The sequence below is a fragment of the Oryzomonas sagensis genome (assembly GCF_008802355.1).
Taxonomy (GTDB): domain Bacteria; phylum Desulfobacterota; class Desulfuromonadia; order Geobacterales; family Pseudopelobacteraceae; genus Oryzomonas; species Oryzomonas sagensis.
In genome coordinates this window covers 1,556,821-1,583,030 of record NZ_VZRA01000001.1, presented here as the reverse complement: position 1 = coordinate 1,583,030, position 26,210 = coordinate 1,556,821, and the positions used below count along the sequence as shown (strand labels likewise).

Sequence of the window (26,210 nt, the reverse complement as noted above, 5' to 3'; positions counted from 1 at the left end):
CGTCACGCCCCTTCCCCCCGGCTCGGCAGCATCCAAGGGCCCAACTACATGAAACTTTTCAAGCGCCATAACAACGTCCTGCCCGGCTTCGGGCCGACCATGGGGTACACGCTCCTCTACCTGAGCCTGATCGTGCTGATCCCGCTTTCCGCCCTGATCTTCAAGACCGCGGGGCTCTCCTGGCACGACTTCGTGGCCGTTGTAACCGCGCCGCGGGTGCTGGCCTCCTACAAGGTCACCTTTGGCGCCGCCCTGGCGGCAGCCGGCATCAATGCCCTGTTCGGCGTCCTGGTGGCCTGGGTGCTGGTGCGTTACCCCTTTCCCGGCAAGCGGTTGGTGGATGCCCTGGTGGACCTCCCCTTTGCCCTGCCCACGGCGGTGGCCGGCATCACCCTGGCAACGGTCTACTCCGCCAACGGCTGGGTGGGGCGCTATCTGGAACCCCACGGCATCAAGGTAGCCTTCACCCCCCTGGGGATCATCGTAGCCATGACCTTCATCGGCCTCCCCTTCGTGGTACGCACGGTCCAGCCGGTGATCGAGGAGTTGGACAGCGAGATCGAGGAAGCGGCCGCCTGCCTCGGGGCCAACCGTCTGCAGACCTTCCGGAGGGTGTTGTTCCCGCTCTTGTTCCCGTCGGTTTTGACCGGCTTTGCCCTGGCCTTTGCCCGGGCCGTGGGCGAGTACGGCTCCATCATCTTCATCGCCGGCAACATGCCCATGGTCTCGGAGATCACGCCGTTGATCATCATCACCAAACTGGAACAGTACGACTACCAGGGGGCAACGGCCGTGGCCACGGTCATGCTGGTGGCATCATTCGTCATACTGCTGGTCATCAACCTGCTCCAGAAGTGGAGCAGAAGGTACGCCGAGTAACTACTGAGACTTATGGGACTTATAGGTCTTATGAGACCTATAGGGCCTATAAATAACCGTTTTTCATTCTCTCGAGGTCCCCATGTCAGCACCGGTCACACCATATGCAGGAAAAAACACCGACAACCACCGCATCACCGAACCGGCCCTCGTGCGCTGGGGGCTGACGGCCGTGGCCCTGGTTTTCCTGGCCCTGTTCCTTGTCCTCCCCCTGGCGGCGGTGTTCAGCCAAGCCTTCGAAAAGGGGTTGGACGTTTACCTGGCTGCCCTCAAGGAGCCGGACACCCTGTCATCCATCAAGCTGACCCTGATCACCGCCGCCGTGGCGGTGCCGCTCAACCTGGTGTTCGGCGTGATGGCGGCCTGGGCCATTGCCAAGTTCACCTTTCCGGGCAAGAACCTGCTGATCACCCTGATCGACCTCCCCTTCTCGGTCTCCCCGGTCATCTCGGGCCTGATCTTCGTGCTGCTGTTCGGCCGCCAGGGATGGCTGGGCCCCTGGCTCGACGCCCACGACACCAAGATCGTCTTTGCCGTGCCGGGCATCATCCTGGCCACCATCTTCGTCACCTTCCCCTTCATTGCCCGGGAGTTGATCCCGCTCATGGAGGCCCAGGGGAGGGACGAGGAGGAGGCAGCCCTGGTGCTGGGCGCCAGCGGCTTGCAGACCTTTTTCCGGGTGACCCTGCCCAACATCAAGTGGGGCATCATCTACGGCGTGATCCTGTGCAACGCCAGGGCCATGGGGGAATTCGGCGCCGTGTCGGTCGTCTCGGGCCATATCCGCGGCAGCACCAACACCGTGCCGCTGCATGTGGAGATACTGTACAACGAGTACAACTACACGGCCGCATTTGCCGTGGCATCGCTCCTGGCCTTCCTGGCCCTGATCACCCTGGTGGTGAAGACCGTGGCAGAGTGGAAGGTACGGCAGCAACTCGGCAGATGATGGTTAAAGGCGTCAAGAATCCAAGTTTGAGAATCTGACTTTACAGGTGATCCCATGAGTATCGAGGTAGAAAACATCCATAAGCAGTTCGGCAGCTTCACCGCCCTGAACGACGTCACCCTTGCCATCCCCTCGGGGGAACTGGTTGCGCTGCTGGGGCCGTCCGGGTCGGGCAAGACCACCCTGTTGCGAATCATTGCCGGCCTGGAACGTGCGGACAGCGGGCGCATCCTCTTCAACGGCGAAGACACCACCGAACACCATGTGCGGGAGCGCAAGGTCGGTTTTGTCTTCCAGCATTACGCCCTGTTCAAACACATGACCGTCTTCGACAATGTGGCCTTTGGGTTGAACGTCAGGCCGCGCGGCACCCGCCCCTCCAAATCGAAGATCAACGCCAAGGTCATGGAACTGCTGCGCCTGGTACAGTTGGAAGGTTTGGCGCAACGCTATCCGGCGCAACTCTCCGGCGGCCAGCGCCAGCGCATCGCCCTGGCCCGCGCCCTGGCGGTGGAGCCGCAGGTGCTGCTCTTGGACGAACCGTTCGGCGCCCTGGACGCCCAGGTGCGGGCTGAACTGCGCCGGTGGCTGCGCAAACTGCACGACGAGATCCACGTCACCAGTGTTTTCGTTACCCACGATCAGGAGGAGGCGCTGGAGGTGGCCGACCGCATCGTGGTCATGAACAAGGGGAGGATCGAGCAGGCCGGCACGCCGGACCTGGTCTACGACCACCCCGCCAACCCGTTTGTGCTCAACTTCCTGGGCAACGTCAACCTGTTCCACGGCCGCCTGAACCAGCCGGGCGCCGACCAGCATGGGACAGACGAAAACGCCGTGTCGTACGTCCGCTCCCACGACATCGAGATCGAGCGCAGCCCCCAGGACTCGACGGCCCTGAAGGCCGTGATCAGGCATATCCAGAAGCTGGGCCCCTCGGTGCGGGTCACCCTGGCCATTGACGCCACCGGAGAGTTCATCGAGGCGGAGCTGACCAGGGACGTATTCAAGAACCTGGGATTGCAGCAGAGTGAGCAGGTATATGTGCGGCCGCGGCAAGTCAGGGTGTTCGTGGAGGATTACCAGATTTAACGAGGAACGCGCCTTTTCCGCCCTGGCTGCGTAAGTCTTCGGGCTGGATCGTGCGACGTAGCGCTGCTACGTCTCCTCACCATCCCTCGACAGCCTTGCCAGGACGAAAAAATCGCATTCCGGAAGAGAAAGGCAACTAATGAGTGCAAACATTCCTGAAATAACGGCAAACGCCACCCCGGCGGAGATTCTCCGCGCCGGCATCGAGGCCGCCGGAGGGCCGGTATCCCTGGCCTGCTCCTTCTCCCTGGAGGATGTGGCCATTATCAATATCGCCCATGAAGCGGGGCTTTCCCTGGGGGTATTTGCCCTAGACACCGGGCGGCTGAACGAAGAGACCTACGAGGTGGCCGATGCCTTGGTGGAACGCTACCACCTGCACATCGAGTGGTTTTTCCCCCGCCACGAAGAGGTTGAGCGACTGGAACGGGCCGAGGGGCTCTTCTCCTTCCGCGAATCCCTGGACAAGCGCCACGCCTGCTGCCATATTCGCAAGGTGGAGCCGCTCTCCCGGGCTCTCACGGGGCTTGCAGGCTGGGTGACCGGCATGCGCCGCGAGCAGAGTGTCACCCGAAGTGATCTGAAGGCCGTCGAATTGGACTCACTGAACGGCGGCATCTTGAAGATCAACCCGCTGATAGACTGGAGCGAGGAGCAACTCACGAGCTATACCGACGAGCACCGGTTGCCCAAAAACCGCCTGTACAGCCAAGGGTACCGTTCCATCGGCTGCGCCCCCTGCACCAGGGCGGTGCAACCGGGCGAGGATGCCCGCGCCGGCAGGTGGTGGTGGGAGAATCCCGAGAACAAGGAATGCGGGCTGCACCGGCGATAACGGTATGAGGTCAACATGAGCAAAAAACATGTCGTGATAGCCATGAGCGGCGGCGTCGATTCATCGGTCAGCGCGGCCCTGCTGAAGGAGCAGGGTTACGAGGTGACCGGGGTGTCGTTGCAGCTGTACGATCCGGTCCCCAGGGAGCCGGGAAGCCGGATAAAGACCTGCTGTTCCCTCGATGATGTCATGGATGCGGGCAGGGTGGCCAAGAAGCTCGGCATCCCCTTCGAGGTAGTCGACATGCGGGCTGAGTTCAAGGAACTGGTCATCCAGTACTTCATCGGGGAATATGCGGCCGGTCGCACCCCCAATCCCTGCATACGCTGCAACGACCTGATCAAATTCGATCTGCTGCTGAAGAAGGCGCACGAGATGGGGGCGGATCTGCTGGCGACCGGTCATTATGCACGTATTGCCGAGGATGGGGCGGGCAAAAAATGGCTACTGACCGGTCTCGACGCCGCCAAGGACCAGTCCTACTTTCTCTTTACCCTGACCGGGGAACAGTTGCAGCACGTCCTGTTTCCGGTCGGCATGCTCGAAAAAACCGCAGTGAGGAAGCTCGCCGCCGAATTCAACCTCCCGGTGGCGCACAAGCATGAGAGCCAGGAGATTTGCTTCATTCCCGACAATGACTACGTGAGCTTCCTGGAGAGCCATGGCGTAGATCAGAAACCGGGTGATATCGTGACCGGTGACGGAACCGTCGTCGGCCGCCACGCCGGGGTGCACCGCTACACGGTCGGACAGCGCAAAGGGCTGGGGATCGCCTGGGGGCATCCGCTGCACGTGCGGGCCATCGACACGGACACGAATCGGGTCGTGGTGGGCGAGCGCGAAGAGCTGGCGGCCCGGTCCCTGACCGCGGCCCGCGCCAGCTGGAACACCACCCCGGCCACGGCGGAGTTCCGCGCCGCCTGCCGCATCCGCTACCGCCACAAACCGGCACCGTGCCGGGTGGTCCTGCGTGCGGAAAACCGCTTCGAGGTGCACTTCGATGAGCTCCAGACCTCCGTGACACCGGGACAGGCCGCGGTGCTTTATGACGGGGAGCGAGGGGAGCGGGTCCTAGGGGGCGGTTGGATAGAGTGAAACAAAAAAAGGTTCAACCTATCGGATGCGGATTTTTCGTCAGGGCAAGGCTGTCGAGGAACCCCGCGGAGGCCCTCACCCGGCCTTTGGCCACCCTCTCCCGGAGGGAGAGGGTAACGGTATCCCTTCTCCCCCTGGGAGAAGGATAGGATGAGGGGCGTACGTCGTACAGGGAATCCCGGGGACATACACGGCTCTAACGCAAAATCCGCATCCGCTGGACATTAAGGAGAAATTATGAGCAAAAACTTGACCCATTTACAGCAGCTCGAAGCCGAAAGCATCCACATCATCCGCGAGGTCGTCGCCGAATTCGGCAACCCGGTGATGCTCTATTCCATCGGCAAGGATTCCGCGGTCATGCTGCACCTGGCCCGCAAGGCCTTTTACCCGGCACCGCCGCCGTTTCCCCTCCTGCACGTGGACACCACGTGGAAGTTCCGCGATATGATCACGTTTCGGGACCGCATGGCGGCCGAATGCGGCCTTGAATTGATCGTACATGTGAATGAGGAGGGGGTCCGCAGGGGTGTCACCCCCTTTACCCACGGCTCGGCGCTCTACACCGACGTCATGAAGACCGAGGGACTGAAGCAGGCGCTGGACCGCTACAAGTTCGACGCTGCCTTTGGCGGCGCCCGCCGGGATGAGGAAAAATCACGGGCCAAGGAGCGTATTTTTTCCTTCCGCAGCGCCAACCACCGCTGGGACCCCAAGAATCAGCGCCCGGAGTTGTGGAACCTGTACAACACCCGCGTCAAACCGGGCGAGAGCATCCGCGTCTTTCCCATCTCCAACTGGACCGAACTGGACGTCTGGCAGTACATCCACCTGGAACAGATTCCGATCGTCCCGCTCTACTATGCCGCCGTCAGACCGGTGGTGGAGCGGGACGGCATGCTCATCATGGTGGATGACGACCGCTTGAAACTCAAACCGGGGGAAGTCGTGCAGCACAAATCGGTCCGTTTCCGGACCCTGGGATGCTACCCCCTGACCGGCGCCGTGGAATCGACCGCCGACACCCTGCCGGCAATCATCCAGGAGATGTTGCTCACCCGTACCTCGGAACGCCAGGGTCGCCTGATCGACCATGACCAGGCCGGGTCTATGGAGAAGAAGAAACAGGAGGGGTATTTCTAATGGCACACCAATCGGAGTTGATCGAAAAAGATATCCTCGCCTACCTCAAGAGCCAGGAAGAAAAATCCCTGCTGCGGTTCATCACCTGCGGCAGCGTGGATGACGGCAAGAGCACCCTCATCGGGCGCCTCCTGTGGGATTCCAAGATGGTGTTCGAGGACCAGCTGGCGGCCCTGGAGGTGGACAGCAAAAAGGTCGGCACCCAGGGGGGCGCCATCGACTACGCCCTGCTGCTGGACGGTTTGCAGGCGGAGCGGGAACAGGGGATTACCATTGACGTGGCCTACCGGTACTTCTCCACCGATCGGCGCAAGTTCATCGTCGCCGATACCCCCGGCCACGAGCAGTATACCCGCAACATGGTCACCGGCGCCTCCACCGCCCAGGTGGCGGTGATCCTGGTGGATGCCCGCAAGGGCCTCCTTACCCAGACCCGGCGCCACAGCTACCTGGTTTCCCTGGTGGGTATCCGCCATATCGTCCTAGCGGTGAACAAGATGGACCTGATCGATTTCGACCAGCAGCGTTTTGCTACCATCCTGAGCGACTACCGGCAGTTCGCCGCCCCGCTCGGTTTCGACTCCATAACGGCCATCCCCATCTCCGCCCTGAACGGGGACAATATCATCGAAGCGAGCGTCAACACCCCCTGGTATCAGGGGCCTACCCTGATGAACTACCTGGAAACCGTCCAGGTTGAGGGCGAGAACGTGGAAAAGCCCTTCCGGCTGCCGGTCCAGTGGGTGAACCGCCCAAATCTGGATTTCCGCGGCTTCTGCGGCACCATTGCCGCCGGTACCGTTCGTCCGGGTGACGAGGTGCGGGTCGCCTCGTCGGGACGCACCAGCCGGGTGGCCCGGATCGTCACCATGGATGGCGACCTGCCCGAGGCGACCGCCGGTCAGGCGGTGACCCTGACCCTGGCGGATGAGATCGATATCAGCCGGGGGGACACCTTGTCCGTTCCCGATGCCCCGCCGCTCCAGACCCGTTTCCTGGAGGCGCATCTGGTCTGGCTCCACGACGAGCAGTTGCATCCGGGGCAGAGCTACCTGATCAAGACCGCCTGCGCCGTGATCCCCGGCCGTGTCACGACGCTGCGGCACGTGGTGGATGTCAATACCCTGGAACAGAAGCAGGCGCCGACGCTCCGGCTCAACGAGATCGGCGTCGGGCTCCTGGAACTGGACCGCCCGGCGGCCTTCGATCCCTACCGCCTGAACCGTGCAACCGGCAACTTTATCGTTATCGACCGCTACACCAACGCCACCGTGGCGGCAGGGATGGTTATCGCTGCGGCGCCTGAGATCCTGCAACCCCAGGAATTGGTGGCGGGGGGTATCCCGGCACCGACGGCCGCAAGTAACGCCGCCACCCGGCGGATCGACCTGGGGAGCCATTTCATAAACGGCGACGAGGGGAACCTGGTGGATCTCACGGAGGAACCGGGGCAGATCGAATTCGCAGTTAGCCCGGCCTTTCTCGACGCCCTGGCGCAGGGGAACCGGGTGCTCTTCCGTCTGCGCAGCCCCGAGCAACTCCCGCCGGTGGCCCTTTTAGCCTACGAGCACAGCCTCCAGTGCACCTTCAGCCGGGCTGGCGACCGGGTAAACCTGATCCTTTTCAGCGGTCCGGCCATTACGGTGCCCCTGGATGGGGGAGCCGATACCGGCCTCTAGTTTTCGCTATGAGTATCCGCCGGATTCCGGTAAAATTTGCAAAGAAGTATCAAGCTTGTCTGAAAGGATTTGCACCACCCATGGATCAGGCACTACTGAACAAAACCGCTGAACTCAAGGCCATTCTCGCCGAAATGGGGGGGTGCGTGATCGGCTTCTCCGGCGGGGTGGATTCCACCCTCCTGTTTGCACTGGCGGCGGAAGTGCTGGGGCCGCGCGCCCTGGCGGTCACCGCCACCTCCGAGACCTATCCCGAACGGGAGCGGCGGGAAGCCGAGGCGCTGGCCAAGCGTATCGGCGGCCGTCACCGGCTGGTCGTGTCCGAGGAGCTGGATATCCCCGAGTTCCAGGACAACCCGCCCAACCGTTGCTACTACTGCAAGCACGAACTGTTCGGCAAGCTGCGCGCCATCGCCGACCAGGAGGGACTCCCCCATGTGCTGGACGGCACCAACGTGGATGACCGGGGCGATCACCGTCCCGGCCGCCAGGCAGCGGCGGAGATCGGAGTGCGCAGCCCCCTGGAGGAGGCGGGATTCACCAAGGAGGATATCCGCCAACTCTCCCAAGCCATGGACCTTCCCACCTGGGACAAGCCGGCCTTTGCCTGCCTCTCCAGCCGCTTTCCCTACGGCACCGCCATCACCGCGGAGCGGGTCCGCAAGGTAGGGCAGGCCGAGGAATCCCTCCGGGAACTGGGGTTCCGCGTCCTGCGCGTCCGCTACCACGACAGCGTGGCGCGGGTCGAGCTGGGGCAGGAGGAGTTTGCCCAAGCGGTCGGGCCGTTGCGGGACGAGGTCGGCCGTCGTGTCAGGGCGGCGGGTTTCACCTATGTCGCAGTTGATCTTCAGGGGTACCGCACCGGGTCCATGAACGAGGGGATCGCCGGGGCTCCGTGACGGGCGGAGAGCCGGCCCGATGGCCCATACCCCAACCTTGAGAGAGGGTTAGCACGTCGGTGCCGACCCTCTTTCTATTTCGTCCCCCACTATTTATGCAACTCCCTGCCGGTACATACCGTTAACGTCCCCATCAGTGGCATTGACCTTTTCTTGACGCTTTCCCCCCGCATTTTCACACCCTCTTTACCCGTTACGTCCTATCGTAACGGTGAAGGATACAGCACGCCCAAGGTGGCCCGCCAGAAAAGGAGCCGGATACATGGTACACTTTCCACAAAACGTGACAGTCGCACAGCCCGATACTCACACAGCGGAGAAACCGTCATGAAATCCTATGATTGGCTGCAAATCATCTGCTTCTTTATCGTCCTCCTGGCGCTCATCAAGCCCCTGGGCAGTTTCATGGCACACGTTTACCAAGGGGAGCGAACCTTCCTGTCGCCCCTCCTCGCTCCCTGCGAAAACCTGCTGTACCGCATCTGCGGGGTAAAGAAGGACGAGGAGATGGATTGGCGGCGCTACGCCGGGGCCATGGTCCTCTTCAACCTGGTACTCTTCGCGGCGCTCTTCGTCATGCTGCTGACGCAGCAGCTGCTGCCCCTCAACCCGCAGAAATTCCCCGCCTTTACCTGGCAGTTGGCGCTCAACACCGCCGTAAGCTTCGTCACCAACACCAACTGGCAGGCCTACAGCGGCGAGTCGGCAGCCAGCTACTTTACCCAGATGGTCGGGCTGACGGTGCACAACTTCGTCTCCGCCGCCACCGGCATGGCCGTCGTGATCGCCCTGATCCGCGGCTTTGCCCGGCGCAGGACCTCCTTGCTGGGCAACTTCTGGGTCGATATGACTCGCGGCACCCTCTACATCCTGCTCCCCTTGTCGCTGCTCGGCGCCATCTTCCTGGTCTCCCAGGGGGTGATCCAGAACTTCTCCGCCTACCGGACCGTACCGCTCCTACAGGCGGTGACCTACGACAAGCCAAAGCTGGACGACAAGGGAAACCCGCTCAAGGATGCCAAGGGCAATACGGTCACCGAGAGCGTAACGGCGAAGGAGGTCACCATCCCCATGGGACCGGTGGCCTCCCAGGAGGTCATCAAGGAGTTGGGGACCAACGGCGGCGGTTTCTTCAACGCCAACTCGGCCCACCCCTTTGAAAATCCGACCCCCCTCTCCCATTACGTGGAGATCCTCCTGATCCTGCTGATCCCCGGCGCCCTCACCTACACCTTCGGCGTCATGGTGGGCAATACCCGACAAGGGTGGACGCTCCTGGGGGTGATGCTGGCGCTCCTGATCATCTCCTTCGGGGTCCTGCAGGGCGTGGAGAGCAGCGGGAACCCGCTCGTGGCAAACCTCGGCGTCCAGGGGGCCAACCTTGAGGGCAAGGAGGTGCGCTTCGGCCTGGCGGGCACCAGCCTGTTCGAGGTGGCCGCCACCGGCACCTCCTGCGGCGCCGTCGCGGCCATGCACGACTCCCTCACCCCCATGGGGGGCATGGTGCCCCTGGGCCTGATCCTCTTGGGCGAGATCGTCTTTGGCGGGGTCGGTTCCGGACTCTACACCATGCTGGCCTTTGCCGTCATTGCGGTCTTCGTGTCCGGCTTGATGATCGGCCGGACGCCCGAATATCTGGGCAAGAAGATCGAAGTGCGGGAGATGTGGATGTCGATCATCACTATCCTGACGGCCGGGATCATGGTCCTCGTCCTCTCGGGCATCGCTTTCCTCGTCCCGGCGGCCGTGGCCTCCATGGCCAACCCCGGCGCCCACGGCCTCTCCGAGGTGATCTATGCCTTTGCCTCCATGGCCAACAACAACGGCAGCGCATTTGCCGGGCTGAACGCCAACGTCAATTTCTACAACCTGGCCGGCTCCCTGGCCATGATTGCGGGACGCTACGTCCCGGCCATCGCCGTGCTGGCCATGGCCGGCTCCCTGGCGGAGAAGAAGTATATCCCTCCCAGCCTGGGCACCCTGCCGACCGACAAGGTGCCCTTCGCCCTCTGGCTGTCGCTGGTCATCCTGATTGTGGGGGCGTTGACCTTCTTTCCGGCCCTGGCCATGGGGCCCATCGTCGAACATCTGACCATGCCGGGGAGGTAACGAGGCCATGGCGAAGCACACACAACAACCCCAATCGGCTTTCGATAGAGAACTCATAGGGGGAGCCCTGGCCGACTCCCTGAAAAAACTCGATCCCCGCTCCCTGTGGCGCAATCCGGTCATGCTCTGCGTGGAGATCGCCAGCGCCATAACCCTGATCACCTTTGTCATGTCGCTCACCGGCAGCAACAGGGAACCGGCCTGGTTCACCGGCGCCGTGTCGGTGTGGCTCTGGTTGACGGTGATCTTCTCGACCTATGCCGAGGCCCTGGCCGAAGGGCGCGGCAAGGCGCGGGCCGCCTCCCTGCGCAAGGCGCGGACCGACATAACGGCCAAGCTCCTTGCCGGGCCCGAATTCGGCGGCACCTCGACGGCCGTGGCCGCCAGCCAACTCCGCAAGGGTGATTACATCCTGGTGGAGGCGAACGACATGATCGCCGGCGATGGCGACGTGGTGGCCGGCGCAGCGCTGGTGAACGAATCGGCCGTCACCGGCGAATCCGCCCCGGTGATCCGGGAGTCGGGCGGCGACCGCAGCGCCGTCACCGGCGGCACCACGGTCATCGCCAACGCCATCATCGTGCGGATCACCGCCAATCCGGGCGAAACCTTCCTGGACCGCATGATCTGCCTGATCGAGGGCGCAAAGCGGCGCAAGACCCCCAACGAGATTGCCCTGGAGGTCTTGCTGATCGCCTTGACCCTGGTGTTCCTGCTGGTCTGCGCCAACATGAGCCCGCTCTCCATCTACAGCGTCAAGGCGGCCGGCCACGGAACGCCGGTTTCGCTGACCATCCTGGTGGCGCTCTTCGTCTGCCTGGCCCCTACCACCATCGCGGCGCTCCTGCCGGCCATCGGCATCGCCGGCATGGACCGCCTCTTCCAGAAAAATGTCATCGCCCTGTCGGGGCGGGCCATCGAGGCGGCCGGCGACGTAAATGTGCTGCTCCTGGACAAGACCGGCACCATCACCCTCGGCAACCGGGAGGCGGTGGCCTGTGTCCCACTGGGGGGCCACAGCGAGCAGGAGGTGGCCGAGGCGGCGCTCATGGCATCGCTGAGCGACGAGACCCCGGAAGGGCGCAGCATCGTGGCCCTTGTCCGGCAAAAGTACGGTTTCACCAGGGATGCGCCGCCCGCAGGGTCCGAGGCCATCGTTTTCAGCGCCGACACCCGCCTTTCGGGGATCAACGCCGACGGCATACAGTACCGCAAGGGCGCCGCCGACTCGGCGGTGGCTTTCGTCAGAAGCCTGGGAGCCACGTCCGTGCCCGGCGACCTGGGCGAGACCGTGGACCGGATCGCCCGCGGCGGCGCGACCCCGCTGGTGGTCAGCCGCAATGAGGAGATCTTCGGCGTGGTCAACCTGAAAGACATCGTCAAGGGAGGCATCCAGGAGCGCTTCCTGCAACTGCGCAGCATGGGGATCAAGACCGTCATGATCACCGGCGACAATCCGCTCACCGCCGCCGCCATTGCCGCCGAGGCCCAGGTGGACGATTTCCTGGCCCAGGCCAAGCCCGAGGACAAACTGCGGCTGATCCGGGAGTATCAGGAGCAGGGGTTCATGGTAGCCATGACCGGCGACGGCACCAACGACGCCCCGGCGCTGGCCCAGGCCGACGTGGCCGTGGCCATGAACACCGGGACCCAACCGGCCCGTGAGGCGGCCAACATCATCGACCTGGACAGCAACCCCACGAAATTGCTGGACATCGTCGAGGTGGGCAAACAGATCCTCATGACCCGCGGCAACCTGACCACCTTCAGCATCTCCAACGACATCGCCAAATACTTCGCCATCATCCCGGCGGCGCTGCTCTCCATCTATCCCCAACTGGGGGTGCTCAACGTGATGCATCTGGCCAGCCCCTACAGCGCCATCCTGTCGGCGGTGATCTTCAACGCCATCATCATCCCGATGCTGGTGCCGCTGGCCCTGAAGGGAACCAGGTTCCGCCCCATGCCCGCCGAAAGGCTCCTGATCCATAACCTGCTCATCTATGGGGTTGGAGGCATCATTGCCCCCTTTGTCGGCATCAAGGCCATCGATCTGGTGGTGGGGCTGTTGGCGTAACACTTACTCACAGGAGAGAACGACATGAACGACCTGCGCTCGGCAATCCTTATGTTCCTCGTATTCACCATCATCTGCGGCGGCGCCTATCCGGCCGTCGTTACCGGAGTTGCCTCTGCCGTCTTCCCCCGGCAGGCCGCGGGGAGCTTCATAACCGGCGCAGACGGCAAGGAGGCCGGCTCCGCCCTGATCGGGCAGCCCTTCTCCGCTCCGCAGTACTTCTGGCCGCGTCCTTCGGCCACCACCGATTTCGCTTACAACCCCATGGCATCGGGCGGTTCCAATGCCGGGCCGACCAACCCCGACTTCATCAAAACGGTCGGGGACCGGGTGGCGTCGTTGCGCACGACGGGGGTGACCGGCCCGATTCCCGCCGACTTGGCGCTGGCTTCGGCCAGCGGGCTCGATCCCCACATTACGCCGGCCGCCGCGCGGCTCCAGATTCCCCGAATCGCCACGGCCCGCCGCTTGGACGAGGGAGCGGTGGCCGCGCTCCTGTCCCGGAGTGTCGAAGGCCGCCAAATGGGCTTTTTGGGGGAACCCCGGGTGAATGTGCTCATGCTGAATCTGGCGCTGGACAGGCTGAAGCCGTAGACCAGAAGCGGCCACATCGTATCGGAACCGCACATACCCTTTGGTCACAGGGCCTCCCACATCGAGAGGCCCTGTCTGTTTTTTGGGGAGTGAAAAGTGATTGCTAAAATTAAGTTAATGGCAATTAAGTTATGTATAAATAAGCATAATTGTTTGACATGATTTTTGAACAGGTATACAAATATGAAACATTAGCCGGCTGCTGTTATGATGATTTCTACTCTAGGAGATAGTTATGTTCCTTCTTCCGAAAGGCAACCCTCTTTTTGAGAATCTGGCAGTCGGCACGCTGAAGCTGCCGGAAATCCTGGCAAAGCTGAGCACCGGCACTTTCACCGGATATGCCAGCTTTGTTTTTCAGAAATCGACTGTCATCCTGGTGTTTGAGGCAGGTAAAGTAGTCAGTGCGCTGCACGAAGAAGAAAACGGCAGCCGGCAAACCGGCCTTGAGGCCTTGACGGCCCTGTGCCACCTGATGGTCGGCACCAGCGGCGGCACCCTCAACGTCTACAAGCTTTCCAAAGACCTCACCAGATGTATCCATGCCCTGCTCCAGGGCGAGATTCTCTACAAGGCACAGGAACTGAAACTGGTCGACATCAAGGCCCTTCTGGAAAAAATCGGTTCCGACAGGATGAGTGGCTGCCTGCGGATTTACACCGATGAGCGTTCAACCATAATCTTCTACAAGGACGGCGCTCCCCTGGGATTTTTCCATGACGGTTCCCAGGATATCGAGACATCATCCAGCGAATCCCAGAAGATCGCCGGGCTGCCCGGCGCCAAGATCGACCTTTTTACGACTCAGGGGGTTGAGCACCTGATGGGGTTGAACCTGCTGGAGATAATCAACATACAGAACATCTGGGAAACCGCCGTTGCGCTTCAGCAATCCGAGATCAATAAAATCAATACGGCGCGCGAAGAGCGGGAGAGAAAGAACATTGCCGGGAAACTCGAGGAACTGGAAGATCGGGTAAAGGCCATTGTCGTCGAATCGGTCGGCAGGGTCGGGCGGGGTATCGTCGATAAAGAGCTGAATGACCAGGGCGGCAACAGCTGTCTGCTCGACGAGACCAATGTGGTGCAATTCCTCGCCGGCGTCGAGCGTTCGGCAAAGCTGCTCATCAGCGCAACCAGCCTTAAAGTAATGATGGAACAACTTTCCAGAATCATCACCGCGGCAAAATCAGGACATTGAACACTTTTTATAGCGCAATCGGAGGCTAATAATGGAACAATTCATTGAGTTGCTCTCCCAGGTCAACACCTTTGAGCTTATCAGGACGATCTTCTGGGGCTTGGCCGGTGCCATAAGCTTTTACTTCAGTATCGGCAACGCCCGCGTGTGGACCAGCATTTCCATCGGTTTCTTTCTCATCTTCCTCGGGCAGGCGTATGCCATTAATCCCTGGGTCCACTATTACAAACTTTCCGCGTTCCACAATATTGTCGGGACCGTGGCGATTGTCGTAATCACCCATGGCTTTCTGGAGTACTATGTTTTTTGCCGCACCTTCGAGATTTCAGGCAAGAAGGTTACCGTCTATCTTTTCTCGCTGCTCATCCTGGTCGCAGGCGGCCTCTTCCTGTTCGTCAATCCGACCCCCAGCCCCAATACCATCAGGAACTTTAAAATCGTCGAGAACGCCATCTGGGTGTTTCTCTCGATCATGAACCTGGAACTGATCCGCAAGATCTATGTCGCCATCAAAGACTCCCCCATTTCAAAGGGGTTCATAGCCTTTGGCATTGTTTTCTTCCTGATTTTCCTCTGGAGGGGCTCGGAGCTCTATCTGCAAATCTTCCAGTGGGACAAGGACTGGCAGGACATTATCGCCGTCATGACCGACGAGGTGTCGGATATCGACAAATTTGCCGACCGGGTGCAGATCTCGGCCCTCGTCAACAAGTATGCCGGCTTCCTGTCCAGCCTTTCCGTCGGAGGGACGTTCATCTATATCTACCGTTTGCTGAGATAGCCGGACAGCCGTTGAAAGGCATGTTGCGCATTTTTTCAGGAGGATCACACATGGTCTCAAGAATTATCGCTGCATCATTGCTTCTGGCAGCGTTCCTGCTGGCCTTGGCCGGTTGCGGCGAAAAAACGGTTACGGCCGGCGGCAGCACAAAGCTGGCCCAGTCGGAAGCCTGTTTCAACAACAATTGCCATCAAAACGCCGTCAGTCCCGGCACCGGCAAGAATATCGCCGAGGAATGGCAACTTTCGGTCCACAACACCTCCAACGCCGCCGGTTGCGCCGATTGCCACGAGCCCGAGGCGGGACACCCCAACAGTTGCAGCCGATGCCATGGCGGTACGCCGAGCGGTACGCCGGGCAGCGCGAACCACGTCAGCAGGAACCCGGATACCGACGGCAAGTGCGACAAGTGCCACGCCAAATCTAACGGGGTATTCAATACTACCGTCTACGATGCAGTCGCCCGGGATACGAAATTCATCCACTTCAGCACCGGCAGGCGAGCCGTCTACGTTGCAACCAATTACAAGCACTACTGCCGTAAATGCCATAATCCCCACGACACCACCACTGCCAAGACCATGCTTCAGCAGTGGTCACGCTCCGCCATGGGTGGCACGGCCCTTCCCAGTACCACCGACTTCAAAACACGCGGGAGCGCACTAACGGCGAGTGCCAACTACGGCAACTTCTGCGTTCGTTGCCATACCTCCACCGGTTTCATCAATTTCGTATCATCGGGCTTCACGAATGTACACGCACTGCCGGACCTGGACGGCGTGCGAAACGATTATCCCGCAAACGCCCGTGCCACCTATCAGGACACCACCCGCGAGCCTACTGCCGCCTGCGACACCTGCCACAGCGACGGCAGGTCCAACGATGGCAGCGCCTACAGCGGTAGGCTGCGCAGTGTACCGGCAGCTTCGATCTGGTACATGTACTCGTCCCACCCCGCAGGCGCCCCCCTGATCCGGGCCGCGTTGAATATTCAGTACGACTCGCTCGGCAATTCAAACGTATGCATGCCGTGTCACGCAGGACGCGAAGTCGGGGAGATGATCAAGACCGCCGACAAACTCGGCTTGTTTGACTATAACGGCTCCAACCCGGGAGGCATCTCACCGCACGATTTCGCCTCCGGGGCCAACCTTCAGGGAAGGAGCGGCTTCCAGTTTTTCGCCGACTCCATGTACGCGGTCAACCCAACCCACAAAAATGTCGGTGCCGCTCTGAACATGGCGTCAAAGGGCGCCTGCATCGTCTGCCACATGACCAATGACCGTCCCCACTACGTCTTGGCGGCAAGTTGGGGGAATACCGGTACCGTCAGCGATTCCATCAAAGACATGCCGAGTGAGCAACAAGTATGCAGTAAATGCCACTATGCAGGCTCCACGGTAGCGGACCCGAGACCGCGCACGGCAGCATTCATGAATGCCGAACGTGACAGCTACCGCGCAGCGGTGCTGGTGCTCAATGCCCTGTTGAAGAGTTACGGCATTAACGGCAGCGGGCTATCCCCCAACAACAACTGGAAGAAATTCGGCAATTACACCGTGGCGGCCTCCGGCACCAGCAAAATCCGCGCCGGAGCCTACACCATGGGCGCCTACTTCAACTACAGCCTTTTCTTCAACGATCCGGCCGGATACACCCACAATCCGATCTATTCCAAACAGCTCATCTATGACTCGATCGACTGGCTGGTGAATAACAATCAGAATTTTACCGCCGGTGCGAACCCCGGCACCGTCTATACGGCCATCCACACGGCCACCATGCCGACATTGCCGCTTACCGGCAGCGGATTAACCTACTCGGGCCCCTACAATACCGAGCAGGCCTTGAACTTCCTCTGCAAAAACTACGACAGTAGTTCAGGGATGTGCTACCGCTGGTAACGATCTGAATTTAATCAAATTACAGGAGGAAGACACCACCATGACAAGAAAGCCGGCTTTGATTCTGTGCCTTATAGGATCTTGTCTTGTCCAACTGATTGTGGTTGCCTCATCCCACGCCATCCCTGCATTCAGCCGCGCCTACAAGGTCGAATGCAGCACCTGCCATACCATCTACCCCGAATTGAACGAGTACGGCGAGGCGTTCCTTAAAAACTCGTACGTCTACTTCGGCAAGGGGCAGAAGGCGGCCAAGGCCAAGGAAGCCCCCCCCACCCCCAAGGCGACAGCCAAGCCGGCTGGCGGAACCATGGAGGTGAAGGGTGAGGGTGACGCCGACAAGTTGAGCAAATTGAAGGGAGGGGCACTGGGGGCCCCAGAGGCGTCCGCACCCGCGCCGGCCCAGGAAGCGGCTGCTACTGCGCCTGACACCGCTCCCGGAGGCGAGGCCAAGCCCGAAGGGCTTCTCCTGGCGGCCATCCCCGAACTGCTGCCCATATCCTTCACCGCCTCGATACATGCGACCTACGACCACAACGCCGTCAACGAGCTCGATCTCTCGACGCGTGCCCTCAAACTGAACGCCGGCGGCAATTTCCGGGAAAAGGCCGCCTTTTTCGCCACCTATGTGGCCTACAGCGAAGGTCTCAGGGACAACAATACTACGACAAGTGCCCCCCTGCGCAATAACGGCACCGACATCAACGAACTGTTCGTTATCTGGCGCCACGCCTTCGATACCCCCATCAACTTCAAGGTGGGACGCATGCAGCCGAAACTCGGGCTCTGGAAGTCCAACAACAAGCTCTCCACGACCAATTCCTTCGCCCCCTACGCCTACACGGTCGGCGTTTCGGAATTCAAGCTCGAACAGCCCCAGGACGCACTGGAGGCCAACGCCGTGCTTGCCAACCGCTTCTTCGTCGCCGCCGGGGTGGTGAACCGCAAGGATCAAAACACCAAGGAAGGCTACGGCCACATCTCCTACAAGTTCGGCGGGGCGGATTACCTGGCCAACGAACCGGAGGTGGATCTGGCCAAGGAGGAGAGCATCTTCGACTTCCTGACGGTCACCGTTGGGGCCTACGGCTACTACGGCAAGAACGGCACCCCGAACACCCCAACAGGCGTATCCCCCCCCATCCAGAACAGCTATTACCGCGCAGGAGCGGACCTGGACATCCTCTACAAGCTCTTCAGGCTCAGGGTGGCCGGTGTGCTGGGCAAGGACGACAATGCTTACCTGAACCTGTCAAGTACCCCAATCGAACTGAAATCCTACGTGGCCGCCGTTGAAGGCGAGTATACCTTTCTCCAGAACCTCATCGGTGCCCTGCGGTTCGAATACCAGGATGACGGGCGCGGCCTGGTGCGCCGTTTTATCCCGACCCTCGCCTACGCCCCCCTTCAAAACGTGAAGATAGCCCTTGAGTACAAACACGAAATTGTAACTTCTTACCGGTTTCCTTCTAACGGATCATCAATAAAAAGGCCGGATGATACTGCCCAAGACATAACCAACAAGATCGGCACCCTCGGGGTGACGTTCAGTTTCTGATTTTTGCTCTACTAGCCGCCATAATCTCGTCTGAAGGAGTCTCACATGCGGAAGCTCATCATACTGGTCACGCTCTTCACGCTTGTCATTGCCGCGGTTGCCGACGCACGCATCAGGGTAAAGGGACGCGGGGACAGAATGAATTTCGATCCCGACAGCATCCCGGCCAACTACAGGGCATCGTTCGATCTCATGTCGCGGAAATGCGTCAAGTGCCACACCATGGAACGGACCGTCATTGCCGTGCAGACCGGGAGGGCTCCCATCACCGGCCAGCCCTTTGACCGGCAGGCGGTAAAAGCCTATGGCATCAAGATGCTGCGGAAACCCAATTCCAACATGAACAAACAAGAGATCAGGGAGGTTGTCATACTGTTGAATTACCTGCTTGACGAGAACGCGAGGTAGGGGTATAGGTCACCGTGGCGTTTGGCCCGCTGCTGTCCATCTGTTCCACACAGCCTCGCCCCTCCCGGTGCGAGGCTGTTTTTATATTATAATCGTCTTATTTTCTCTTGAAATTTCCATCCCGATTATGCAGAGTAGGCCTCTGCACCGATACCATCGGACTGGACGGAAAAACCAATCGCACGTGTGGGCATAGTGGTCGTTTGACGGAAGGGGGGAAGCGGTGCGCCTTCCGTCACGCGCAATCGGCCCCGCGACAAAGGGGCGTGCAATGCCGCTGAAAAATGACCTCCTGGACGCTCTTCACACGAGCGAAGACGAACTGCTCAAACACCTCATCCGTGATGTGGAAGAGGTGTTCTGCACCATGGTGGGCATGGAAAACCTGCTGCACCTCCCGCTCCAGGTGGCACCGGAGACACATTTCAAGGACTGCATTACGGCAATGGTCGGGTTTGCCGGTGTGTATAACGGCCTGGTGAGCCTGCATGCCCCCCAGAAGCTGGCGCTCGCCTTTACCTCAAGCATGCTCGGCATGGAAGTCACCGAGCTGAACGACGATGTCCGCGATGCCCTGGGCGAGATCTCCAACATGATTGCCGGTTCCTTCAAGCAGCATATCTCACCGGGCGGCGCCGATATCAAGCTGTCAACTCCTTCGCTGGTCAGCGGCGACGATTACTATGTCAATGCCGGCAACAATCTCGACACCCTCACCCTCCGGTTCGCAACCGACGAGGATTGGTTCATGGTGGCGATCGTGCTCGAAAAGGAATGAGCACGGGAGGGCCGCCGGACCGGCAATGATAACCACCCGTCCCACTGCGCTCCGGGCCCCTCCCGCTAAAATATTATTGACAAGATTGGTGGCATATCGTAGGCTCAACCCACAATAATTCACACAAAAATACATAAATTTCTTATCGAGAGCGACCGAGGGACTGGCCCAACGACGTCGCGGCAACCAACCTGCAAGGGTAAGGTGCCAATTCCAGCGAAACCGCACGGTTTCGGGAGATAAGGAAGAGATGCCCTAGAGGAATCCTCTTCCACACCCCGGAAGGGGATTTTTATTTTGGGAGGTAGAAGATGAATATCAGTACGCAGGCGGTTCAGATCGGTCTGGAATGGGATACCCGGACCGGCGCGGTTTCGGTGCCCATTTATCAGACCGCCACGTTCAGGCATCCGGGGCTCGGCCAGAGCACCGGCTATGATTACAGCCGCTCGGGCAACCCCACCCGTCAGTCCCTGGAAGACGGCATGGCCCGCCTCGATAACGGGGCACGCGCCTTTGCCTATTCCTCCGGCATGGCCGCCATCGCCAACCTGCTGTTGCTGTTTCGTTCGGGGGACCACCTGGTCGTTACCGAGGACCTGTACGGCGGCACCTGTCGCCTGTTCGACAAGGTGTTCAACCAGTTCGGGCTGACCTTCAGCTATGTCGACACGAGCGACGTGGAGGCGGTGCGGGCAGCGCTCACGCCCCGGACCAGGGCGGTATTCGCCGAATCGCTCACCAACCCCCTGCTGAAGTTCGCCGACATCCCCGCCCTGTCCACCCTCTGCCGTGACCGCGGTCTGCTCCTCATCGTGGACAACACCTTTCTCACCCCGTACCTCCTGCGCCCCCTGGACCTGGGGGCCGACGTCGCCGTCTACAGCGCGTCCAAATACCTGGCCGGCCACAACGACGCCATCGCCGGGCTGGTGGCGGTCAAGGACGCCGAACTGGCCGAGCGGGTCTCCTACCACCAGAACGCCGCCGGCGCGGTGCTGGGGCCCCAGGACTCCTGGCTGGTGATGCGCGGCATAAAGACCCTGGGGGTCCGCCTGGACCGGCAACAGGAAAATGCCGCAAAAATCGCCGGCTGGCTGAAAAAGCACCCGGCCATCGCCAAGGTCTATTACCCGGGGCTCGAAGACCATCCCGGCCATGCCCTGGTAAAGCGCGATTCCCGCGGCTTCGGCGCCATGATCGCCTTTGAGGTCGCAACCCACGCCCTGGTGGAACAGGTGCTCCTGAAAACGCGCCTGATCTCCTTTGCGGAGAGCCTGGGCGGGGTGGAAAGCCTGATCACCTTTCCCGAGGTGCAGACCCACGCCGACATACCGCTTGAACTCCGGGCGCGGCTCGGCATCAACAACACCCTGCTGCGTCTGTCGGTCGGCATCGAGGACGGCGGCGACCTGATCGAAGATTTGAACCAAGCCCTGGAAGCGTAAGGAGACGACCATGAAGTTTGCAACCCAACTCATTCACGGCGGCCAGACCGCCGATCCCCTGACCGGCGCGCTGGGCGTGCCCATCTACCAGACCTCCACCTATCGCCAGCAATCGGTGGATCACTTCGGGAAATACGACTACGCCCGTTCCGACAACCCCACCCGCGAGGCGTTGGAGACGGCCATCGCCGGGTTGGAAAAGGGGAGCCGGGCCTTTGCCTTTGCCTCCGGCATGGCGGCCATTTCCTCCACCCTGTTGATCTTCTCTCCCGGCGATCATCTGGTGGTGTGCGAGGATGTCTACGGCGGCGCCTACCGGGTGCTGACCAGCATCTTCCAGCGCCTCGGCATCAGTTCGACCTTCGTTGACGCCACCAGCCTTGAGGCCATCGAGGCCGCCATCAGGCCGGAAACCAAGGGCATCTACCTGGAGAGCCCCTCCAATCCGCTGCTCAAGGTCACCGACCTGCGCGGGGTCGTGGCGCTGGCCCGCCCACGGGGCATCATCACCCTGGTGGACAATACCTTCATGACCCCTTACCTGCAACGCCCCCTGGAACTGGGGTGCGATATCGTCCTGCACAGCGGCACCAAGTTCCTGAACGGCCACAGCGACGTCATCTGCGGTTTCGCCGTTGTCAGCGACCCGGAACTGGGCAATCGTATCCGCTTCATCCAGAATGCCTTCGGCGCCATCCTGGGCCCCCAGGATTCTTTTTTGACCCTGCGGGGGCTCAAGACGCTCAAAGTCAGGATGGACCAGAGCCAGCGGAGCGCGGAAAAGATCGCGGTCTGGCTCCAAAGCCAAAAGTCAGTCCTCAAGGTGCATTACCCCGGACTCGCCGACCATCCCGGCCATGCCGTCAATGCCGCCCAGGCAGACGGCCCCGGCGCCGTCCTCTCCTTCGAGCTCGAAACCTACGCGTTAACCAAGGAACTCTTGGAGAAAGCGCAGTTTTCCGCCTTTGCCGTCAGCCTGGGGGGGGTGGAAAGCATCATCTCCTACCCGGCAAAGATGTCCCACGCGGCCGTTCCCAAGGCGGAACGGGAAAAGAAGGGGATCAAGGACACCCTGGTGCGCCTCTCGGTCGGGCTGGAGGATGTTGACGACCTGATTGCCGACCTCCAGCAGGTCATTGGCCGTTAGATAATAGTCTTTGGGGATTAAACATCCGGCAGCGCCGGAAGGCCCCGGCGATACTACTCTACAGACGAAAAGCAGTTTGCCCATGCGCATACGGATAAACGAGACAGCAACGGAAATCGGCCCGGGGGCGACCCTGGGGTCGCTGGCCGCGCAATGGAAACCGGGCGCAGACGTGCTGATCCACAACGGTTTTCCGGCTCCGGCCGAAACAGCGCTCCGGGATGGCGACGAGGTCTACCTGATCAAACGGGGGGAGCGGCCGTCGGAAGACGAACTGCAACGGCTGATGGCCGCCCGCCACACCCCGGGCGTGCATGCCCGGCTGCAGGCGGCCACGGTCGGCATCGCCGGCGTCGGCGGGCTCGGTTCGGCGGTAGCCGTGGCCCTGGCGCGAACAGGCGTCGGCAGGATCGTGATCGCGGATTTCGACGTGGTGGAGCCGTCCAACCTCAACCGGCAGCAGTATTTCGTCGACCAACTGGGCCACCCCAAGGTGGCTGCCCTGGCCGACAACCTGGCCCGCATCAACCCCTACATCACGGTGGAACCGCACCACGTCATGCTGACCCCCGCAAACATCCCTGCGGTCTTCGCCTCGTGCGCCGTTGTGGTCGAGGCCTTTGACCGGGCCGACATGAAAGCCATGCTGGTGGAGACGCTCCTCTCCCGGATGCCGGAGGTCGTGGTCGTAGCCGCATCGGGGCTGGCGGGGTATGGCCCCAACAACGCCATTGTCACCCAGCGGGCAGCCTCCCGCCTGTACCTCGTGGGGGACGGCGAGTCGGAAGCCCGGACCGGGTGCGGCCTGATGGCCCCGCGGGTCGGCATCGCAGCCGGCCATCAAGCCAATCAGGTGGTGCGCATCATTCTCGGAGAGGAGGGGACCTGATGGCCTCCGAAAAGAAACCGGTTGTCGCCGTCGCCATGAGCGGCGGGGTGGACTCATCGGTCACCGCCGCCCTGCTGAAGCGTCAGGGTTTCGAGGTGATCGGCATTACCATGCGGCTCTTCGCACCGCGCGGCACGGGCAGCGGCTCGGCCGCCCACGATGCCGCGGCCGTGGCCCGGCAGCTGGGAATCCCCCACCATGTGATCGGCCTTGAAACGGATTTCCGCCGCCTGATCATCCAGGACTTCATCGATGAGTACCGTTGCGGCCGCACCCCCAATCCCTGCGTGCGCTGCAACCGCTACGTCAAGTTCGGCCTGCTGCTGGAACAGGCGCGCGCCGTGGGGGCGGACCTTCTGGCCACCGGCCACTACGTCAGGAACACCGTCGATAGCGCGGGCCTCCGCCACCTGCGGCAAGCACGCTGCATCGGCAAGGATCAGTCCTATTTCCTCTACACGCTCTCCCAGGAGCAGCTGGCTCAGGTGCTCTTCCCGCTGGGGGAGATGGCGAGCAAGGATGAGGTGCGCCGCCTGGCCCGTGAGTTTGCCCTGCCGGTGGCCGACAAGGGTGACAGCCAGGAGGTGTGTTTCATCCCCGACGATGATTACGTGGCGTTCCTGGAAGAACGCGGTGGCCTGGCGGGAACGCCGGGGGACATCGTGCATGTGGGAGGGCAGGTTGTCGGCCGCCACCGCGGGACGCACCGGTATACCATTGGCCAGCGCAAGGGACTGGGGGTCGCCTGGACCAGGCCGCTGTACGTAACGGCCATCGATACCGACCGCAATGTCGTGGTGGTGGGGGAGGAAGAGTATTTGGCAGCTGCCGGCCTGCGTGCCGCAGAGGTGGGCTGGATCGTCCCCCCGGATGGGGAGGAGTTCCAGACGGCCTGCAAAATCCGCTACCGCCATCACCCGGTTGCGTGCCGGGTCAGGCTGCTGCCGGAAGGCAGATGCGAGGTACGCTTCGATGAACCGCAGCGGGCGGTTACGCCGGGCCAGTCGGTGGTTTTTTACCGGGGTGACGAGGTGCTGGGAGGCGGGAAAATCGCAGGGGCGACTGGAGCGTCTGCCCCTTGTGCGGAAGAAACGGTTTGACAGCCGGGCAGGGAAGGCGTCCCTCGGACGGGTGATCAGGTTCGGCGTCACCCCTGGGGCGACGCGCCGATCTTATCCCAGGTGGGATTCTCATCGGGCTTGCGGATTTTGAACTCCAGGTAGTGCGCAGCCATCTTGAGTTTTTCCGTTGTCGTCTCCGATTTTGAGAAAACCTCCAGCCCTTCCAGGACCCGCTGTGCGGCAGGCTGACTGGAAAACCCCTCCCCCTCGGCCAAACTTCGAATGTGGCCGAGAACGGCCTTTTGCTCCTCCACGGTATCGAACCTCTCGGGACCGGTAAGAAAAAGGATATACCGGGCCATGTTCCGCAGGTCCTCCACCAGCCGTTTCTCGTTGAGCAGCGACTCCATCACCGTCGCGATGCTCCCCTTCTCGGCGTAGTTGAGATTCTTGTTTTCGGCGTACGAGGTGAGATAATCGAGGGCCGCGGTTCGATTCCGGGTGTCCTGCAGCTTGAAGATCAGTATATTGGCGGCCAGCAGTTTGAGTGCGTCGTTCTCTCCCGGGAGCAGGAAACAGTGGAGCATAAGGGCAATCTTCTCCCGTGCGGCCTCGCTAAGCGTTTCCGTATCCAGCTTCGCCCTGATCTGTTCCAACAGGTCATGTTTGTCGGCATATTCGCCATAGATGATCTTGATGATGAGCCCGTGGACCTCGGCCTCATCGCTCACATCCCATAACTCTTCGACCGCTGCGATGATGCGGCGGCAAATTCCCTTGAGTTTTTCTTCCTTGGGCACTTCATCGTTGTTCCAGTAGTCCGGATAGATATCCATGACCGTGTCGGCTTCTTCGGGGTTCCGCGCCTTTTCCAAGACAAATTTGAAATAGTTGAGCATCTTGAGTTGGAACGTTTTGCCGCCATCGTTCAAGGGGCGCAGCAGGTCCTCGAGAAAGGTGATATTCAGACCCGAAGCGCCGCTGCACAGGTAGCGATACACCCCTTCCGCCTTTTCGATCTGCTTCTCGATATACTTCTGCCGCAGGGTCGCACCGAGGTTGGTGGACTGCACCTTCTTGAAAAAAACGCTCAGCAGGTTGGAGGCGTGATGTTTGATGTTATAATCTGCATCATCGGAAAGAACGATGTCCAGGCAGGCGTCAAAGATCTTAACCTGCTCGCGCTCGTCTTGCGACGAATCGATATAGGCTTCCAAAATGGCAATTATTTCAGCCATATGGGTCCTATTCCTACTGTTGAGCAGGGTCATGAAGGTATCCCGCAGGCTGCTGGAATCGATAATGCCGAACAGGAACCGTATCGCCGCATTGCGATGGGCTCCCCCCTTGGTATCCACCGTCTTGAGCAGCTTGAGGATACTTTCGGCCGGATCGGAAACCCAACCGGGGAGCAGGTCCTCCAGCAGTATCTCGGCCTTCCTCCGGACCCGGGCATCCAGATCATAGACGAAATATTTGGCGATCTCGATCTTGAAGTCATGGTTGCCGTTCGAAGCGGCAATGATCTCGAAAGCGGTGGCCTTGTCCTTGGCGGACAGTTTGGCGATGTCCTTTTTTGCCTTGGATGCATCGTTGATTTTTATGTAAAAACTGACTATGTCTTTAACCGACACTTCGGCATCAAAGGCCATGACGGATCACCTTCCACAAAGATTTGAAGAAT

General features: G+C 60.8%; 22 protein-coding genes and 1 riboswitch. Of the genes, 21 read left to right on the top strand and 1 reads right to left on the bottom strand.

The features are described from left to right. Nucleotides 1–48 precede the first annotated feature (48 nt). The 21 genes from cysT (at nt 49) to mnmA (F6V30_RS07195) (ending at nt 24,565) form a co-directional block, all read left to right on the top strand. On the top strand, nt 49–879 hold the full coding sequence (gene cysT, locus F6V30_RS07295; protein WP_151156442.1) for a sulfate ABC transporter permease subunit CysT: 831 nt from the start codon (nt 49–51) through the stop codon (nt 877–879). Nucleotides 880–961: 82 nt separating this feature from the next. Next, nucleotides 962–1,828 (top strand): sulfate ABC transporter permease subunit CysW, encoded by an 867-nt coding sequence (gene cysW / locus F6V30_RS07290; protein WP_151156251.1) that lies wholly within the window; start codon nt 962–964, stop codon nt 1,826–1,828. A 54-nt stretch (nt 1,829–1,882) separates the two neighbouring features. Further along, entirely contained in the window at nt 1,883–2,920 is a 1,038-nt protein-coding gene (locus F6V30_RS07285; protein WP_151156250.1) for a sulfate/molybdate ABC transporter ATP-binding protein, read from the top strand. 139 nt (nt 2,921–3,059) lie between these two features. Then, on the top strand, nt 3,060–3,755 hold the full coding sequence (locus F6V30_RS07280; protein ID WP_151156249.1) for a phosphoadenylyl-sulfate reductase: 696 nt from the start codon (nt 3,060–3,062) through the stop codon (nt 3,753–3,755). 15 nt (nt 3,756–3,770) lie between these two features. After that, nucleotides 3,771–4,850 carry a tRNA 2-thiouridine(34) synthase MnmA gene (mnmA, locus tag F6V30_RS07275; RefSeq protein ID WP_151156248.1) on the top strand — a complete coding sequence of 360 codons (1,080 nt, stop codon included), beginning with the start codon at nt 3,771–3,773 and terminating at the stop codon, nt 4,848–4,850. Nucleotides 4,851–5,087: 237 nt separating this feature from the next. Further along, nucleotides 5,088–5,993 (top strand): sulfate adenylyltransferase subunit CysD, encoded by a 906-nt coding sequence (gene cysD / locus F6V30_RS07270; RefSeq protein ID WP_151156247.1) that lies wholly within the window; start codon nt 5,088–5,090, stop codon nt 5,991–5,993. Next, on the top strand, nt 5,993–7,672 hold the full coding sequence (cysN, locus tag F6V30_RS07265; protein ID WP_151156246.1) for a sulfate adenylyltransferase subunit CysN: 1,680 nt from the start codon (nt 5,993–5,995) through the stop codon (nt 7,670–7,672). The genes cysD and cysN overlap by 1 nt, the downstream gene beginning before the upstream one ends. A gap of 80 nt (nt 7,673–7,752) precedes the next feature. Continuing rightward, a complete protein-coding gene (gene larE / locus F6V30_RS07260; protein ID WP_151156245.1) occupies nt 7,753–8,571 on the top strand; it encodes an ATP-dependent sacrificial sulfur transferase LarE in 819 nt (272 codons plus the stop codon). Nucleotides 8,572–8,898: 327 nt separating this feature from the next. After that, nucleotides 8,899–10,680: a potassium-transporting ATPase subunit KdpA gene (kdpA, locus tag F6V30_RS07255; RefSeq protein ID WP_151156244.1), complete on the top strand. Its 1,782-nt coding sequence runs from the start codon at nt 8,899–8,901 to the stop codon at nt 10,678–10,680. A gap of 7 nt (nt 10,681–10,687) precedes the next feature. After that, nucleotides 10,688–12,757 carry a potassium-transporting ATPase subunit KdpB gene (gene kdpB, locus F6V30_RS07250; protein WP_151156242.1) on the top strand — a complete coding sequence of 690 codons (2,070 nt, stop codon included), beginning with the start codon at nt 10,688–10,690 and terminating at the stop codon, nt 12,755–12,757. Between the two features lie 24 nt (nt 12,758–12,781). After that, a complete protein-coding gene (gene kdpC, locus F6V30_RS07245) occupies nt 12,782–13,351 on the top strand; it encodes a potassium-transporting ATPase subunit KdpC (protein ID WP_151156240.1) in 570 nt (189 codons plus the stop codon). A gap of 235 nt (nt 13,352–13,586) precedes the next feature. After that, nucleotides 13,587–14,552, top strand: coding sequence for a DUF2226 domain-containing protein (locus F6V30_RS07240; RefSeq protein WP_151156238.1), 966 nt, complete (start codon nt 13,587–13,589; stop codon nt 14,550–14,552). 31 nt (nt 14,553–14,583) lie between these two features. Then, the gene (locus F6V30_RS07235) at nt 14,584–15,333 is read left to right on the top strand and encodes a hypothetical protein (RefSeq protein ID WP_151156236.1); all 750 of its coding nucleotides are present in this window, start codon (nt 14,584–14,586) and stop codon (nt 15,331–15,333) included. Between the two features lie 50 nt (nt 15,334–15,383). Next, nucleotides 15,384–17,237 (top strand): hypothetical protein, encoded by a 1,854-nt coding sequence (locus tag F6V30_RS07230; RefSeq protein WP_151156234.1) that lies wholly within the window; start codon nt 15,384–15,386, stop codon nt 17,235–17,237. A gap of 40 nt (nt 17,238–17,277) precedes the next feature. Continuing rightward, nucleotides 17,278–18,795: a hypothetical protein gene (locus F6V30_RS07225; protein ID WP_246163300.1), complete on the top strand. Its 1,518-nt coding sequence runs from the start codon at nt 17,278–17,280 to the stop codon at nt 18,793–18,795. Nucleotides 18,796–18,840: 45 nt separating this feature from the next. Continuing rightward, nucleotides 18,841–19,203 carry a cytochrome C gene (locus F6V30_RS07220; protein WP_151156232.1) on the top strand — a complete coding sequence of 121 codons (363 nt, stop codon included), beginning with the start codon at nt 18,841–18,843 and terminating at the stop codon, nt 19,201–19,203. A gap of 271 nt (nt 19,204–19,474) precedes the next feature. Further along, on the top strand, nt 19,475–19,981 hold the full coding sequence (locus F6V30_RS07215; protein ID WP_149306621.1) for a chemotaxis protein CheX: 507 nt from the start codon (nt 19,475–19,477) through the stop codon (nt 19,979–19,981). Nucleotides 19,982–20,120: 139 nt separating this feature from the next. Then, a riboswitch (SAM riboswitch) is annotated at nt 20,121–20,227 on the top strand. Between the two features lie 65 nt (nt 20,228–20,292). Further along, entirely contained in the window at nt 20,293–21,429 is a 1,137-nt protein-coding gene (locus tag F6V30_RS07210; RefSeq protein WP_151156230.1) for a trans-sulfuration enzyme family protein, read from the top strand. A gap of 10 nt (nt 21,430–21,439) precedes the next feature. After that, nucleotides 21,440–22,576: a trans-sulfuration enzyme family protein gene (locus F6V30_RS07205; RefSeq protein WP_151156228.1), complete on the top strand. Its 1,137-nt coding sequence runs from the start codon at nt 21,440–21,442 to the stop codon at nt 22,574–22,576. A gap of 82 nt (nt 22,577–22,658) precedes the next feature. Further along, the gene (gene thiF, locus F6V30_RS07200) at nt 22,659–23,465 is read left to right on the top strand and encodes a sulfur carrier protein ThiS adenylyltransferase ThiF (protein WP_151156226.1); all 807 of its coding nucleotides are present in this window, start codon (nt 22,659–22,661) and stop codon (nt 23,463–23,465) included. Further along, nucleotides 23,465–24,565 (top strand): tRNA 2-thiouridine(34) synthase MnmA, encoded by a 1,101-nt coding sequence (gene mnmA, locus F6V30_RS07195; protein ID WP_151156224.1) that lies wholly within the window; start codon nt 23,465–23,467, stop codon nt 24,563–24,565. The genes thiF and mnmA (F6V30_RS07195) overlap by 1 nt, the downstream gene beginning before the upstream one ends. A gap of 47 nt (nt 24,566–24,612) precedes the next feature. Here the strand turns inward: mnmA (F6V30_RS07195) and F6V30_RS07190 are convergent, their stop codons facing one another. Next, nucleotides 24,613–26,178, bottom strand: a complete 1,566-nt coding sequence (locus tag F6V30_RS07190) for a hypothetical protein (RefSeq protein ID WP_151156222.1) — start codon at nt 26,176–26,178, stop codon at nt 24,613–24,615. Between the last annotated feature and the right edge of the window lie 32 nt (nt 26,179–26,210).